This window comes from Parasphingorhabdus halotolerans (genome assembly GCF_012516475.1).
Classification (GTDB): domain Bacteria; phylum Pseudomonadota; class Alphaproteobacteria; order Sphingomonadales; family Sphingomonadaceae; genus Parasphingorhabdus; species Parasphingorhabdus halotolerans.
Map to the genome: position 1 here is coordinate 466,362 of NZ_CP051217.1, position 15,912 is coordinate 482,273.

Below are 15,912 nucleotides of genomic sequence, written 5' to 3' on the forward strand. Positions count from 1 at the left end.
AGAAAACAGTGACCAAATTTGACTTCACACGTTCGATTGAGGCCTGCGCCGCCCATTACGGTGACGACGCTGAGGCTGTTAAGACCTACATGCTAGAAGGTCAGGAGAAAGCCCTGACGCTGGGCAACAGAGGGCCCATCCGGTTTGAAGACAACGGCAAGCTTCATCCCGACATCCTCGATGCCTATCACCAGTTCGGATTCTATGTGTTTGAAGGCGTGCTGGGCGAGCAGGAACTGGCCGACATCGAAGAGGACCTGCAGGAGCTGCGCAGCCGCTTCCCGACCGGCCCCGGCTCCAATGTAGATTCGCAGGGACGCCCGGCGATCGGGGCCGATTGCAAGGGCCCCGGTTTGATGTGGAGCAAACCGCTTAGTGATCCGCTGGGTGGCACGGACCTCGCCAGAGGTCGCCACCAGATCAAGCTCAAGGAGTTGAAGCCCGCAGACGAAGCGCCTGAGGATACCCCATTCATTCTGATGGGTTCGCTCCAGTTCTCCGAGGCCGCGCTTCGGACCTATGGCCATCCCGATCTGCTGAAGGTTGCGGCGGCCATAAACGGCGATGATTTCGTCCCCTTTAACGAAGTCCTGTTCATCAAGGACGCCGGGTTCGGTGCGGCAGTTTCATGGCATCAGGACGGCGATACCCACTGGGACAATCCCGATTTCGACCAGGACATCCACGGCTTCAACTTCATGGCCCAGGCTTACGGAAGCACGCCTGTAAATGGCGTCTGGGTAGTTCCCGGAACCCACAAGCTGGGCAAGCTGGACATCAAGGAGATGGTCAGGGAATCGGGCAGTGAGCGGCTGAAAGATGCGGTCCCGCTGGTCTGTGCGCCCGGAGACGTCGTGATCTGCAACCGCCAACTGGTGCATGGCTCGTTCCCCAACAGCGGTTTCGAACCGCGCCTGACGATCAATTTCGGCTTCCACCGCCGATCGTCGGTGCTCAATGTCGAAGGTGCTGGTATTCACAGCCCAGTCGCCGTTTATGATGCTGAACTGATTAGAACCCGTTCTCAAGTCATAGGATATGCAATCGAAGCCCGGTCCAAAAATACCCCGGTGAGAAGCCATACGAATATAAGCCATTCGCAAATTCGGGCGAGACCTTTGTCTGGAATGCGCAAGCAAAAGCGGGATTGAAGGACTACAACCTCCTCGATCTCAGCATCTGAGCAATACGCTTTTGTCTGCAAAGGGTCAGCTTTGGGTAGGTGGTACTCTACGGAAGAGAATAACAGTTCTGATCCTGCAATCTCTGCCGGGCGGAGAGTTCTGAATTGTTTTTATATGATGTAAGGCGCTCGAAGGTCTTGGGTCGATCGGAGCGGCTTATTATCCTTGTTTGTGATTAAGCATCATCGAGACTGCTATAAACAAATGACGGCCTTGGGATAACTCGTCTTAGCCCTAACTGGCGACTTTTAGGCGGAGAGCGACCAAGCGTTGTGAACGGTGCTAATAGCGGCTATCCGTCGCTCTACGTTCACAGACCGTCGGCCCGATATCGGTTCGTTAGTAGCCCTTATGTTCTGCCGGATTGAATAGCGGTTTTCAGGAAACGAATGTGCTGTCGGCAACGACCGAAATTGGGGCGGAAGCGAAAGTTCCTGAAATGCTAATCACAACGTCTGCTTTGTCGGTATCGCAGAATAAAAGCCGACATACAGCAAACGGCCCATTTCCAGACTTGATTTCTAAAAAACTATCAGACGTTTGCGTTGTTCCGGAAGAGGACGCAGGAGCTTCAAGCATCCTTACTTTCAAGCCTTAGGGAGTCATTTTAGATTACAGCCTTATTGTATGTAACTTTACATAATTCTGCAGCGGTGATAATGTCGACTCATGGAACTTGTAAAAGACCAACCCGCCAGAGCCTTTCCAACCACGCTCGATGCTTTGACTTTCCGGTTTGAGGATGTGCCGAGGTTACTTCGAAGGACCGTCGATTCCGCGCTGTATGGTTATGAGCTCAGCCGGACACAATGGCGTCTGCTCGCCTATGTTTTGCGCGAAGAAGGCATGACCCAGACAGAACTTGCCCGTTGCCTGGAACTCGAGCGTGCCAGCGTCGGCCAGGCAATTGATGCGCTTGAACGCAAACAATTGCTGGAGCGCACAAAAGAACCCGGAGACCGGCGGGTCTGGCGCATAATGCCGACACGCAAGGCACGGCAACTGCTGCCTGAACTCCGCGACACGATCAACGAAATATATGAACAGATGTTTCGGGGATTTTCCGCTGCCGAGATTGATAAACTGCACAGCTACCTAGACCGGATCATGGTTAATTTTGGAGATTGAAGAAAATGGCAACGCAACTGGACCAAAAAGTAACTGACGCCATTGATCCCAGCGTTCGCGAGCGCTTCGTTGACGGATCGGTTCATGACGTAATGAGGCAGTTGCGCAAGGAAGCACCCATCCACCACGGCGCGGACAGTCCTTACGGGCCCTACTGGTCGATTACCAAGCATCGGGATATCATCGAGATTGAAGCGCTGCCAGCAATTTTTTCGTCCGAAGGCGCGCGTGGAGGCATCTCTATTCTGGACCAGTCGGCGGCAATCGACCAAATGTCGATGGAAACATTCATAGCAATGGACCCGCCGCGCCATACGGCTAAACGCCGTACGGTTTCACCGGCTTTCACACCATCAGAAATGACCCGGCTTTCGGATGGAATTCGTCAACGCACATCAGACCTGCTGGATGAATTGCCACGGAATGAAGAGTTTAACTGGGTAGAACGGGTGTCGGTGCCGCTAACCACCGATATGCTCGCAATTTTGTTCAACTACCCCTGGGAAGAACGACACAAGCTTATCACTTGGTCCGATGCCATCACGTCGTTCGACATGATCGAAAATCATCCGGAAGAGCGCATGGCGCTGATCTTTGAAATGGTTACGGCGTTTCACCAGCTCTGGGATTTACGATCAAAATCCGAGCAGACGCCAGACCTGCTTTCGATGATGATCCACTCTGACGCCTTGGGCAAAATGGATGCTCAGGAATTTCTTGGCAACATGGCGCTTCTTATCGTTGGCGGCAACGATACGACCCGAAACAGCATGTCTGCTATTCCGGTTGCATTCAGCCAATATCCGGATGAATGGGCAAAAATCCAGAATGATGAAAGCCTGCTTCCCAATGCCGCCAGCGAAGTGATCCGCTGGCAAACGCCGGTCGCTCATATGCGCCGCACTGTGGTTGCAGATGCCGAGTTTCATGGTCACAAATTCCGCGAAGGCGACAAGATTATACTCTGGTACATCTCTGCCAACCGCGATGAAGCCGTTTTTGACAATGCTGACAAGTTTATAGCTGATCGGGAAAATGCCAGACGACATTTGTCTTTCGGTTATGGAGTTCACAGATGCGTTGGAGCTCGCCTTGCGGAGTTGCAGATTCAGATTTTGCTTTCGGAAATGGTGAAACGCAAAATGAGTTTTGAGCTCGAAGGTGATATTGTCCGAGCAAATAACCCGTTTGTGCATGGGATATTGAACGTGCCTTTACGGATCGCCAGCAACTAGTCAAACTTGCTGGCATCGACATCCTTGTGCCACCTTCGCGCCCGAAACGGTCGCTAAGGGTAGCAATCTGAAACGCCCTTAGAGGGTCATTCCCGTACATCAGCTATTCTCAATCACGCCCCCAAGCGGCCCTTCCGCAATCGGCCCTATTCTGTTGAAAAAACTCCAATTACCGATGTTTTCTTCGCCCTTACAGAATACGAAAATAGGGATTATTCATCTAACCTGCCAACAGCGGATTATAGCCAGCACCACTTGGGCCTGTATCTGGGAGCGAAGTTTTAATAATGGCGGGCTCCGAGCTCATAACCGTTTCTGCGGATGCAGTATGTGGGAGGAAGTGTGGGATAGTTTTCTGATCTTACAATCAATTTCGATATTTACCAGTTGGTTAGAAGATGAATCTTGCACTCACCCTGTCCGCCAGCTATATCATCCGGGAACGTCGCGTATCGTGTCTTAAGGCAATGCGATTCAATATTTTTTCGGCTTGGGTGATTTTCAGATGTTCTTACAATTATCCATAGCTGCTCGCGATATGTGTGGGTGAAATATGTGACGGCATTCCCAAACAAAGTGATCAGGCCCGTTGTGTTTCGCAGATCGTCCGGGAAACGGAGGTTTGGGCGGCTGATCACGTGATCACCACAAATCGAAGCAGCGGGATGGCTGACTGAAATCAAGGCGCAGGAGCGAGAGTATGACTGCATACTGACGCAAACCGTCGGGAGTATGAGATCGGATATTTTTTGTGACATTTATCCACTAGGCTGAATAATCCTAATGCTCTATCGTATTGCTGTTTAGTGGTTCGTTTGGGAGGCGTAATCATTGGAGCTTTCGATCAGACGCAGAAATTTGGATTATGCAACCGAGGTTCAAAGATTTTTCTCTCATGACAACACACAGATTTTGGCTATTAGGATTGCTATCGATAACCCTCGCTGGCTGTAGCAGCGGCGCAGACGAAGGTGGTAGATCGGGCGATGCACCGACAGTGGTTGGCGGGGCTGTAACCCAGGCTGAATTTGTCAGCGACATCGAAGCCGTTGGCACTGCTTTTGCCAATGAACAAACCGTCATCACTTCGCCAGTGACCGAGCGTATTGAAAAACTTGGCTTTGCCGATGGTGATGTTGTTCGGCGGGGGGCGATGATTGCTCAGTTATCGCGGGGTGAAGAATCTGCTGATTTAAACGCCGTTGAGGCGCGCGCGCGAGAAGCGGACAAGAAGCTCGACCGGTTAGCCGCTTTGCAGAAACGAGGATTTGCTACCGACGCCGCTGTGGATGAGCAATTGGCTTTACGCGATGGCGCTCGGGCAGATGCCAATGCCATTCGCTCGCGTATATCAGACCGGGTTATCCGTGCACCTTTTAGCGGCGTACTTAGCCTGCGCACCATTTCTCCTGGAACCGTGGTCACATCCGGCAGCCCGATAGCAACGATCAGTGATATTTCATCGATCAAACTCGACTTTACCGTTCCCGAGGCTTTTCTTACATCTATAGAAAAACGTCAGGTGATTGAGGCGCGATCCGCCGCTTATCAGGACCAGAGTTTCTTCGGCACAATTGATAATATAGACCCGCTGGTTGACCCGCTATCGCGCAGCATCACCGTACGTGCGATATTGCCCAATAACAGCGGCTTACTCCGCCCTGGCATGTTGCTCACTGTCCGGATTGTATCGGAAACCCGCACCGGTCTTGCGATTCCGGAAACAGCGTTGATCGCGCAGGGTGACCAGAATTTCGTCTTTGTTGTAGACAAGGAAGGCATCGCGCGGCGCACCTCCATCGAGGTCGGCCTGCGTTCCGATGGCATGATCGAAGTGCTAAGCGGTGTTGCTTTGGGGACAAAGATAGTCGCTGATGGCACCGTAAAAGTAAGGGACGACGCTCCCGTCAAAGCAGTGTTACCCGTCGGGAAGTCACCCAGTAAATCGAAAGCAGTCAGTGGTCGCGATGCCAAGGCCAAAGGCGCAGACCGTTGATTCTCTCTGACGTCTCGGTCAAGCGCCCTGTGTTTGCAGTCGTGCTTAGCCTGTTGCTTGTGCTCGCAGGGATAATCGCTTTTCTTCAACTACCCGTTCGCCAATACCCCGCCATTGAACCGCCAATTGTTTCGGTCGATGTAAACTATCCCGGTGCTGCGGCAAATGTTGTTGAATCCCGAATAACCCAGATACTTGAAGACCGCATTGCCGGGGTTGAAGGCATCGAAATGATCCGCTCTTCATCTCGTGATGGGCGGTCGGATATTACGGTTGAGTTTGCGCCCGACCGGGACGTCGATGCAGCAGCCAATGATATTCGCGACCGTGTTTCGGGTGCGCTTGATAATCTGCCCGAAGAATCGGACCCACCCGAAATTAACAAGGTTGATGCAGATGCCCGACCGTTCATGTGGCTAAATCTTACCGGTGAAGGCCGGGATTCCCTCTGGCTGGCAGATTATGCTGATCGTGTATTGACCGACCGGTTTTCATCAATCGATGGCGTGGCGAGGGTTCAGGCTGGTGGGGCGGCACGACCAGCAATCCGGATTTGGCTCGACCGCAAATCAATGGCCGCTTTCGGTCTGTCTCCGAATGATGTTGAAGCAGCGCTGCGCCGCGAGAATGTCGAACTTCCCGCTGGCCGCGTCGAATCATCGGACCTCAATCTCACCGTGCGGGTGGCGAGAGCCTATGGCGGTGTCGATGATTTCAAGGCGCTGGTCATCCGCCGGAGCGCGGACGGATCATTCTTGCGGCTCGCCGATGTCGCAAGAGTCGAACTGGGACCGGAAAATGTTTACAACCATTTTCGTTCGAACGGGCTTCCCGGCGTCGGGATGGGGATTATCCGGCAATCGGGCGCCAATGAACTGCAAGTTGCCAATGATATCAAGGACCGGATTGAAGAGATAAAGCCGCTATTGCCTTCTGGTGTTCAATTGGCGGTCAGCTATGACAGCAGCGTCTTCATTGACAAGGCGATTGAAAATGTTTGGGAAACGCTAGTCTTTGCCGCGTTTCTGGTGATCGCCGTCATCTACCTTTTCCTCGGGTCGGTGCGTGCCACCCTTATTCCGGCTGTCACCGTTCCGATTTCGCTTATGGGAACATTTTTTGTTCTGTGGCTCCTTGGACTTTCGATCAATTTGCTGACGTTGCTGGCACTGGTGATGGCAATCGGCCTAGTTGTTGATGATGCGATTGTGGTGCTGGAAAATATCTACGCGCGGATTGAACGCGGCGAAAGCCGCCTAGTCTCAGCCTTCGAAGGTGCCCGTCAAGTCGGTTTCGCCGTTGTTGCAACCACCGCCGTTGTTATCGCTGTTTTTGTTCCGGTGATGTTTTTGCCCGGTGAAACCGGTCTGTTGTTCCGTGAACTGGCGATTACCATGATCGTTGCGGTATCAATCTCGACCTTTGTGGCGCTTACGCTAATTCCGGTCATGTGTTCGAAAATCCTCAAAAAAGGCGGCGGCGAAACCTCGATGAGCCGCTTTGTTGACGAAAAGTTTCAGCAGACTAGCATCAGGTATGAAAGCGTTTTATCCCGCTGGATCCGCAGGCCATTTCTGCTCGGCGGAATAGCGTTCGGGATGGCCGCAATTTTCGCAGCCATCGGGCTGACGACGCTCAAGTCCGAAGTGGCCCCACCCGAAGACACCGGATTTATATTCGGCAACGCATCAATTGCGGAAGGTGCTGGTTGGCCCCGGCTGGTTAAGGTCATGAATGACCTTGAAACCATCGTGTTGCCTATGACAGAAGATGACGGCCCGCTGCGGCGAATTTTATTTCGTGCACCCGCTTCCTTTGGCCCGTCAGGCGATTTTTCGTCGGGCCGCATCATCATGTTTCTCAAACCTTGGGACGAACGGGACATGACGACCGCAGAAACCGTTGCCGAGGTAAACAAGCGCTTTCGCGATTATCCGGCCGCGCAGGTTTTTGCATCTGGCGGGTCGACGATCGGCGGCAGAGGCGGCGAAGCGATCCGCTTTGTTATTGCAGGGGATACCTATGATGAATTGACCCGCGCGCGCGATGCGCTGTTTGTTGCTGCTGGCGAGTACCCGGGTATCGAGACACTGGAGTCCGATTACAAGGAAACCCGGCCGCAGGTCGTCGTTAACGTCAACACGGTGCGGGCCGCCGATCTCGGAGTGTCCGTTCAGGAAATCGGGCGGACCCTTGAATCGATGATGGGCTCGCGCAATGCAGGTACCTATGTCGATCGGGGTGAGGAATATGACGTAATCATGCAGGCTGAGCCGGAAGACCGGGTGACCGCCGCCGATCTTACCAATGTCTATGTCCGTGGCCGTGATGATACGCTGGTTCCGTTGTCGGGTCTGGTTACGCTGGATAGCAGGGCCGAGGCCGGTGAACTGAACCGTTTTAACAAACTCCGCGCCATCACCCTCGAAGGGACGGTTGCACCGGACTATTCCCTTGGCGAAGCACTGACTTTCCTCGAAACGGAAGCGGCATCGCTGCCGGAGGTGGTTGCTATTGGTTATGAAGGAGAAAGCCGGGCGCTGCGTCAAACCGGCGGTTCGATCTGGCTGGTTCTCGGTTTTACCATTATCCTTGTTTATCTGGTGCTCGCCGCCCAGTTTGAGAGTTTCGTCAGTCCGCTGATCATCATTCTGGGTGTTCCTCTTGCGGTAAGCGGAGGCCTGCTTGGTCTCACAGCAATGGGCGGAACGCTCAATCTCTACAGCCAAATCGGGTTGATCATGCTGGTCGGACTTGCCGCAAAGAACGGTATCCTGATCGTCGAGTTTGCCAACCAGTTGCGTGATGAAGGTTTGGAATTTGAAAGAGCAATCCTAGAATCTGCGAAGCGCCGTTTCCGCCCGGTACTTATGACTTCGATTGCCACTGTTGCCGGCGCGACGCCTTTGATGCTGGCTACCGGAGCGGGTGGAGCCAGCCGTGAAGCGATCGGAATCGTGGTGGTCTGGGGCGTCAGCATTTCCACGTTGCTCACGCTGGTGGTAATTCCGTCATTCTATTATCTGCTGGCCCGAAATACCGGAAGTCCGCTTGCCGTGACGCGCCGTCTTAGAATTCAAAGGGAAGGCAGAGGAGTGTCAACCAACGCATGAGCCAAACTAGCAGGCAGTCAGTTTATGATTTAACCGGCTTGGTGCTGGAACTCAGGTAACCGCTATATCCATCAACAAAGCTTTGCAGAACGCCATCAACTTCCTCGGTCGCAAATTCTGTTGCCTCAGCTTCGCTACTGCCAAACTGCTTTTCATCTTTCTTTATAGCCGCAAGCATCGCGCTGCGTTCATTGGCACAAGCAGACGGCGCGGCCTTTTTGAAAACATTTGAGGACGATTTTAAATCAAGGTGCTCGACGGTGAAGTCCGTAAGGCAGTTTGAGTAATTCACCCGGGTTGCTTCTGCGTCTGTTGCAAACGCCGCAACCGATGAAAGCAATGCGAATCCGTATAACGTGAACATGACACTTTCCCTTTAAACTCTAACGCAGATTATATCACGAAAAGAAAGCCTCGTAACAACAAAATATGATGTTACATCATCAGAATATATTTATTATTATCAGATGGTTGGTTCGAATTCTGAGGGCGACAAGCAATACTTCAGGCCAAAGCTGTCAAATGGTTGGGAAACGACTCGCGTTATTCCGAAAAATTCAATCTTGCACTTTCGACAGGAAACTACCAATAGCAGCCCAGATATCGGGTTTTCCTTAATTGGGAATGAAATGGGAAACCGGTGAGGGATTGGCTTTTGGTCAACTCCAAATCCGGTACTGCCCCCGCAACTGTAAGCGGCTAGCCGATATGCCAAATGCCACTGGGTCATTTCGATCTGGGAAGGCGGCATATCTGCAGCGATCCGCGAGTCAGGAGACCAGCCATGTATCGTCGTTCTTCGTCTGGACGGGGTGTGTCAGGTGAACGGAGGTCTTCCTCTGATAGCGGCATTTTATGTCACTTAACCGGGGAATTCTCCAGATGAATAATATTATCAAATATCTACCACAAATTCTTTGTTCTGCTGCATTTTTCTATGCAACTCCTGCGTTTTCGCAAGTCGAAAACGAGCAAGAGGACGATGATACCATTATTGTTATTGCAACGGGTGCGCAGCAAAATATCAAGGATAGTGGCACCGCAATTTCGATTATCACCGATGCTGAAATATTGTCCCAGCAAGCAATTTCAGTTTCATCGCTTTTGCAAGAACTTCCGGGCGTCAATGTAACCCAAAGCGGCGGCATCGGCAGTCAAACCTCGGTGCGTATCCGGGGCGCTGAATCCGATCAGACTCTGGTGTTGATCAATGGCATCAGAGTCAATGATCCCTCTTCTCCCGATGGCAGCTTTGATTTCGGCAATTTACTGGCCAGCAATATCGAACGGATCGAGGTGCTTCGCGGCGCAAATGGCGTCGCTTGGGGCAGTCAGGCGGTTGGTGGAGTCGTACATATCACCACTAAGCGCCCAACCGATAGTTTTGAGCTGTTCACGCAGGGAGAATATGGGGCGCAGGACACGCTACGACTGACTAGCAATGCTTCCGGAAAGGTCGGACCGCTAGGCATTTCCGTTGGTGGCGGTTATATCAAAACGGATGGCATAAGCGCGTTTGACCAAGGTACAGAGAGCGATGGCTATCGCCAATATTCTGCAAATGCCAGTCTGATGGTTGATCTTGCGGATAACATCCGGTTTGAAGCCAATGGCTATTATGCAGACAACCGTGTCGAAAGCGATAGTGTCTTCCCGCCTTTCAGTTCGGAAAGCATAGAATATTCCTTGGCAGAAGAATTTTATGGCAATGTCGCAGTATCGGCTGATGCTTTTGACGGGCGATTCAAGAACCGGTTTGCATTTAGCCTGGCTGATATCAACCGCGATATTATCAGTCCGTTCTTCACGTCCCTGCCCCGTGGTCGCACCGAGCGGTTTGAATATCGCGGAGATTTTGAGATCGCCAGGATGATAAGACTGGTTTTCGGAACAGAGATGGAAAACAGCCGCTATGAAAACGCAGGCGTAAACGACCGCACCGGAATAGATTCCTTGTATTTTCAGGCCATTATCGGCCCGGTAGAGCGGATGACACTTACCGGTGGTGTCAGGCACGATGAGCACGACGATTTCGGTGGTCGCACCAGCATAGCTGGCAATTTGGCTTATCAATTCAGCGCTGACGGTCCGGTATTGCGCGCAAGCTACGCCGAAGGTTTCCGTGGGCCTTCCCTAATAGACTTGGATGGACGTCCGTTTGGTTTTGGAACACCTGACTTATTACCTGAAACAGCCAAATCTTATGAAGCGGGGCTTGAACAAACCTGGCTGGCGGGCGCTGTCACGACGTCAGTTATCGTTTTCAGGCGCGATATCCGTAACCAGATTGCTTTTGCCGCTTGCCCTGTCCTGCCGGATCCAGCGCCGGCGATTTGCGCCAATAACCAGCGACCATTTGGCACGACGCTCAATATTGAGCGCACCAGAACAACGGGCGTCGAAGCCGCTTTGACTATTAAACCAACCGAAAAACTTACGATCCATGCCAACTATACTTTCCTTGATGCGGAGAACCGTTCCAACGGTTCAAACTTGGGTAATGAACTGGCTCGCAGGCCATCAAGCAGTCTCTATTTGAACATCGACTACCAAACAGCATTTGGATTGAAACTCGGCAGTGATTTGCAAATTGTTGGCGACAGCTTTGATGATCTCGCCAACAGTCGGCGGATAGATGGTTATGCGCTGGTTGGCATTCGTACCAGCCTGCCCATTGCGGAAAGCTTCGAGATATTCGGAAGGGTCGAAAATCTGTTTGATGAAGATTATCAAACGGCAACCGATTTTGGGACATTCGGCCGCTCTGCTTACGCCGGCGTGAGAGCACGCTTTTGATCCGGGTTGCTTCCATATTAGCAATGATGCTCTTGGCCTCCTGTTCAGCCTATTCGGCTGAGCAAGATGCCATCATAGACGACAAACGAGAGGTGAAAACAATTGTCTCGGCAAACCCTTGTGTCGATGCGATATTAGTCGAGCTAGTGGAGCCCGAGAGGATAGCTTCGCTCAGCCATTATTCGCATAGCGCTGGTTCCTCTTCGATGGATATTGCTTTGGCAAGCCGGTTTCCGGCCAATGGCGGCACGGCAGAAGAAATCATCGCCCTTGATCCGGATATCGTTCTCCTGGGATCACATACTCCGAAGGCGACCCTCGATGCTCTGCAGGCATCTGGCATAAAAGTTCATCTGATAGGCGTACCCGATAGTGTAGCGCAAAGCCTTGACCAGATTGAGCAGATTGCTTTGGCGGTGAACGAGAAACCGCGAGGTGACATTTTGCAGTCAAAAATCCGCGCCGCTGTCGATGCGGCTAGCACAGGTGCGAAACAAGCCAGGCCAAAACTGCTAATTTGGCAAGCCGGCGGATTGGTTCCCGGAGAAGGCACGTTAATTGATGATATGATTGGCTTGGCCGGTTTTGCAAATGCAAGCGCTGACTATCGTCTCGCCATGTGGGACATTTTGCCGCTTGAGCCTGTGGCCAAAAACCCGCCAGACTTGATATTGAGCCCCAGCAGCGCAAAATCGGGTGAAAGCCGGAATGTGCATTTGCGCACGAAGTTTCTGAAGAAATTTGGCGATCAGGTGGTAACCGCTGATATTCCGGAAAATTTGCTGCACTGCGGCGGCACAACGATAATATCTGCGATGAACGTGCTGAAAAACGCACGCAATGATTATCAAAGGCAGAATGGCACATGAGCAGGCGTCACCTTTCGATAAACATCGGGTTGGTATTGATAATCGCTTTGCTGCTCGTTGTTTCGTTGCTGAGCGGCAAAGTCTGGATAAACCCTTTCTCCAGCGCAATCGATGCAAGAGACATGTGGATCATCAGCGAGTTGCGATTGCCGCGCAGTTTGCTGGCCATTGTAATCGGGCTGGTTCTCGGGCTTTCCGGTGCCGTGCTCCAGGGATTTTTACGCAATCCTTTGGCCGACCCAGCGATTGTCGGTATATCCTCTAGCGCAGCTTTTGGCGCCGTACTGGCGATCTTCCTTGGGCTATCCCAATCAGGTTGGGTCGTTTTTGGCGCGGCGATGATCGGCGCTGCAAGCGCGATGACATTGTTGGGCTTGCTCTCAGGTCGATCCGCTAGCCCGGTCGCCTTTATCCTTGCCGGTATGATACTCTCCAGTCTCACCGGCTCGCTCACTGCATTCCTGATCAGTATTTCGCCCAATCCTTTCGCGACGTCCGAGATTGTCAACTGGCTGATGGGCGCGCTGACCGACCGGGGTTTTGATGATTTGCTCATCGCCCTGCCATTCATGACGTTCGGCATGTTGCTATTGGCATCGACCGGAAAGGCGCTCAATATTCTCAGTCTGGGAGAGGAGACAGCGCGGACGATGGGGGTCAACATGCAGCAGCTGCTGTGGATAATCATTTTGGGTCTTGGCCTCGCGGTGGGCGCATCTGTGGCGGTTACCGGCGTGGTTGGCTTTGTCGGTTTGATCGTGCCCCACCTCGTCCGTCCCTTTGTTGGCCAGAAGCCCAGTGACATCATGCTGCCATCTGCCCTCGCTGGCGCTATATTGCTATTACTGGCCGATACTTTGGTTCGGTTGACGCCCGGTGCCGGGGAAGTACGCCTGGGTATCGCCATGGCGATGATTGGCACGCCGTTCTTCTTTGGTATTTTGGTCAAACTGCGGGGCGGCTATCATGGGGCTGAACCTAAAGAGCATCGGGGTCGAACTCTCGGGAAAGCCGATTCTCCGCGATGTAAGCTGTGCATTTTCCAAAGGTAAAATCCATGTTGTGCTGGGACCGAACGGGGCCGGTAAATCCACACTGCTGAAGACTATTGCCGGGCTCGTGTCTTATTCGGGCCAAATTGAACTTGCTGGCCTGAATTTGAAGCAATTTTCCGTCAAGCAACGGGCCAGGTCGCTCGCCTATCTTCCGCAAAACTATCAGATAGCTTGGGATATCCTTGTTCGTGATGTCATCGCAATGGGGCGTTATGCTCACGATGACAGCGATCTGACTGCGATTGAAGACGCGATGCAAGTCACTGATACCGGGCGTTTCGCGGCGCGCACAACAGGGCAACTGTCGGGTGGAGAACTCGCGCGGGTCATGCTTGCGAGGGTGCTGGCGGGAAAGCCTGACTGGATTTTGGCTGACGAGCCTCTGGCAAGCCTTGATCCTGCCTATCAACTGGATATGGTTTCCCGGTTCCGCGATATTGCGGCGACAGGAACGGCGGTAATCATCGTGCTTCATGATATTAATCTTGCTGCCAAACTGGCTGACAATGTGCTGATGCTCAAGGACGGTGCTGTCCTGGCCAGCGGAAATGCATCGACAAAGCTGAGTGCACAAAACCTGAGTAAATTATACGATATTTCCATTAAAAAACATGATATTGATAGCGATTACTTTGTGATAGGTTGAAGTCTGTATCGGGTCATTTTCTCGTAATATTGCCTGCAGCTATCGGCTATTCTCTGTTGCGCAGGCGTTAGCGGCTTTGCCGCTCCTTCCGGCCCGCCAAAACCACTGGTTTCGACCACCCGGTTATACCAGTGCGCCGCCCACACTCCGTCAGTTTTACGGCCACCGGGTTGCCATTGGAGCATTGCGCCATCCCAGGGAATTGCCAGCGCCACGCAAAGGGCCTTCAGATGGCTTGCCGGATCGCTCAAAATATCAGCGCTATCCAGCACAATTGGGGCTTTGCCAGTCATTTGCGCCGCTTGGTCCGCATATTCGACCTGCCGTTCATAGCCCAAGTCATCGGCCGTCACCTCTACCCGCTTGGCGGCATAGCTTGCCACAACCCGCGCAGGATCACGGATCAGGAAGGCGTGGCGGTGATCGGGAAAGTCAGCGATGGAAATATCATCGACCATATGGTGCGGCATGTGTTTCTGGTACCAAATCGCTTTGTCGCCGGGCACCCGCCCGCGCAAGGTTTCAGCTACCGATCGCCAGTCACAGTCCATCGAGGCAATAACCTCATCCGCCATAGGTTGCTGGAAACCCGTCTTTTTCAGAAATGCGCCATAGAAAGGTTCATCGGTTACGGCGCAATCAGAACGCGCGCCAAAGCTACGCATCATAGCAGTCGAGATGTTGCGCGGTCCGGACCACATGGCGATGCGGAGGGGTGTGCTCATTCATCGGCTCCCGTCATTGCAAGCGCAGCGAAGCAATCCAGAGCGGTACTCATAATCCACTGGATTGCCGCGTCGCTGCGCTCCTCGCAATGACGGCCAATTTTCGGCTCTGACGTCATGCCGTCACGTCGCGGTCGATCAGCTCCTTGTAGAGCTTTTGCAGGCGTTCCACCATCGGTCCCCTGCCCTCGGTCAGCGTCCGGCCATCAACTTCAGTGGCAGGCACAACTCCAGCAAAAGTGCCGGTTACAAAAGCCTCGTCAGCGCCATAGACATCGGTCAGCGAGAAGTTCTTTTCAAACACCGGAATATCATTCTCGCGGCAAATGCGGATCACATTCGCCCGCGTAATTCCGCCCAGGCAATAATCTCCGCTCGACGTCCAGACCTCGCCCTTGCGGACAATGAAGAAATGCGTGGAATTGCAAGTCGCCACAAAACCATGCGGATCGAGCATCAATGCCTCATCAGCGCCAGCCTGTGTTGCCTGAATACAGGCAGTGATGCAGTTGAGCTTGCTGTGGGAATTGAGTTTCTGATCCTGCACCGCCGGATCACCGCGCCGGACGTGGACTGTGAACAGCCGGATACCGTTCTCGACGGTGCTGGGCAGCGCTTCCTTATATTCCGCGATTATCACGATAGTTGCAGGGGAAATAACCACGCGCGGATCCTGATAAGGTGTGGAGCGGATGCCCCGCGTCACCATCAGCCTGATATGCACGCCCTCTTGGTCAACCATGCCATTGCCGGTGATTGTCTCATAGAGTCGTTCGACCAGTGCTTCCCGCGAAATTCCGATATCCATCGCAATGGCTTTCGCGCCTTCAAACAGCCGGTCGAGATGTGCTTCCAGAAACGCGATCTTGTCGTTGTGGACCCGCAGCCCTTCCCAGATCCCGTCTCCCAGCATGAAACCACTGTCAAAGACGGATACGGTCGCCTCCGCGCGCGGTGTCATCGTACCATTGACGTTGATCAATATTGTTTCATTGCGGGGGTCAGCGGTGAAATCGTGCGTGCCTTTGGCCATTTTCTAAATCCTTGTGATCAGCGCTGCAAACAGTGTCTTAGCGAAAAATGACATGAGTATGAAAGGGGTGATTGCGGAAGTGGAAGAAGGGTAAGGCCAGGTCGATCATATATCCGCTATGTTGGATGGATT

General features: G+C 52.8%; 13 protein-coding genes and 1 riboswitch. Of the genes, 9 read left to right on the forward strand and 4 right to left on the reverse strand.

Annotation, left to right across the window (positions count from 1 at the left end; all coding sequences use genetic code 11):
- Positions 1-8 precede the first annotated feature (8 nt).
- The 5 genes from HF685_RS02205 (at position 9) to HF685_RS02225 (ending at position 8,656) form a co-directional block, all read left to right on the forward strand.
- A complete protein-coding gene (locus tag HF685_RS02205) occupies positions 9-1,151 on the forward strand; it encodes a phytanoyl-CoA dioxygenase family protein (protein ID WP_211051309.1) in 1,143 nt (380 codons plus the stop codon).
- Between the two features lie 702 nt (positions 1,152-1,853).
- Positions 1,854-2,312, forward strand: a complete 459-nt coding sequence (locus HF685_RS02210) for a MarR family winged helix-turn-helix transcriptional regulator (RefSeq protein ID WP_168818103.1) — start codon at positions 1,854-1,856, stop codon at positions 2,310-2,312.
- 5 nt (positions 2,313-2,317) lie between these two features.
- Positions 2,318-3,547 (forward strand): cytochrome P450, encoded by a 1,230-nt coding sequence (locus tag HF685_RS02215; RefSeq protein WP_168818104.1) that lies wholly within the window; start codon positions 2,318-2,320, stop codon positions 3,545-3,547.
- Positions 3,548-4,472: 925 nt separating this feature from the next.
- Complete coding sequence (locus HF685_RS02220) at positions 4,473-5,543, forward strand: efflux RND transporter periplasmic adaptor subunit (protein WP_246218708.1); 1,071 nt, start codon at positions 4,473-4,475, stop codon at positions 5,541-5,543.
- Positions 5,540-8,656, forward strand: a complete 3,117-nt coding sequence (locus HF685_RS02225; protein ID WP_168818106.1) for an efflux RND transporter permease subunit — start codon at positions 5,540-5,542, stop codon at positions 8,654-8,656. The genes HF685_RS02220 and HF685_RS02225 overlap by 4 nt, the downstream gene beginning before the upstream one ends.
- A 22-nt stretch (positions 8,657-8,678) precedes the next feature.
- On the opposite strand, the gene HF685_RS02230 is transcribed toward HF685_RS02225, so the two are convergent.
- The gene (locus tag HF685_RS02230; RefSeq protein WP_168818107.1) at positions 8,679-9,020 is read right to left on the reverse strand and encodes a hypothetical protein; all 342 of its coding nucleotides are present in this window, start codon (positions 9,018-9,020) and stop codon (positions 8,679-8,681) included.
- A 224-nt stretch (positions 9,021-9,244) separates the two neighbouring features.
- Positions 9,245-9,457: riboswitch (cobalamin riboswitch) on the forward strand.
- A gap of 81 nt (positions 9,458-9,538) precedes the next feature.
- Here HF685_RS02230 and HF685_RS02235 point away from each other — a divergent pair.
- Genes HF685_RS02235 through HF685_RS02250 form a run of 4 tightly spaced genes read left to right on the forward strand, consistent with a single transcriptional unit; the run spans position 9,539 to position 14,022 of the window.
- On the forward strand, positions 9,539-11,452 hold the full coding sequence (locus HF685_RS02235; RefSeq protein WP_168818108.1) for a TonB-dependent receptor plug domain-containing protein: 1,914 nt from the start codon (positions 9,539-9,541) through the stop codon (positions 11,450-11,452).
- A gap of 23 nt (positions 11,453-11,475) precedes the next feature.
- Positions 11,476-12,321, forward strand: coding sequence for an ABC transporter substrate-binding protein (locus HF685_RS02240; RefSeq protein WP_168818109.1), 846 nt, complete (start codon positions 11,476-11,478; stop codon positions 12,319-12,321).
- Positions 12,318-13,373 (forward strand): FecCD family ABC transporter permease, encoded by a 1,056-nt coding sequence (locus tag HF685_RS02245; RefSeq protein ID WP_168818110.1) that lies wholly within the window; start codon positions 12,318-12,320, stop codon positions 13,371-13,373. Before HF685_RS02240 ends, HF685_RS02245 begins: the two co-directional genes overlap by 4 nt.
- Positions 13,288-14,022 carry an ABC transporter ATP-binding protein gene (locus HF685_RS02250; protein ID WP_168818111.1) on the forward strand — a complete coding sequence of 245 codons (735 nt, stop codon included), beginning with the start codon at positions 13,288-13,290 and terminating at the stop codon, positions 14,020-14,022. The genes HF685_RS02245 and HF685_RS02250 overlap by 86 nt, the downstream gene beginning before the upstream one ends.
- Here HF685_RS02250 and HF685_RS02255 read toward each other — a convergent pair.
- Genes HF685_RS02255 through HF685_RS02260 form a run of 3 tightly spaced genes read right to left on the reverse strand, consistent with a single transcriptional unit; the run spans position 14,004 to position 15,780 of the window.
- Positions 14,004-14,747, reverse strand: a complete 744-nt coding sequence (locus HF685_RS02255; protein ID WP_168818112.1) for a sulfotransferase — start codon at positions 14,745-14,747, stop codon at positions 14,004-14,006. The two genes, HF685_RS02250 and HF685_RS02255, sit on opposite strands and share 19 nt — an antisense overlap.
- On the reverse strand, positions 14,744-14,866 hold the full coding sequence (locus HF685_RS16510) for a hypothetical protein (RefSeq protein WP_281352811.1): 123 nt from the start codon (positions 14,864-14,866) through the stop codon (positions 14,744-14,746). Before HF685_RS16510 ends, HF685_RS02255 begins: the two co-directional genes overlap by 4 nt.
- Positions 14,863-15,780 carry an aminotransferase class IV gene (locus HF685_RS02260; protein ID WP_168818113.1) on the reverse strand — a complete coding sequence of 306 codons (918 nt, stop codon included), beginning with the start codon at positions 15,778-15,780 and terminating at the stop codon, positions 14,863-14,865. The genes HF685_RS16510 and HF685_RS02260 overlap by 4 nt, the downstream gene beginning before the upstream one ends.
- Positions 15,781-15,912 lie beyond the last annotated feature (132 nt).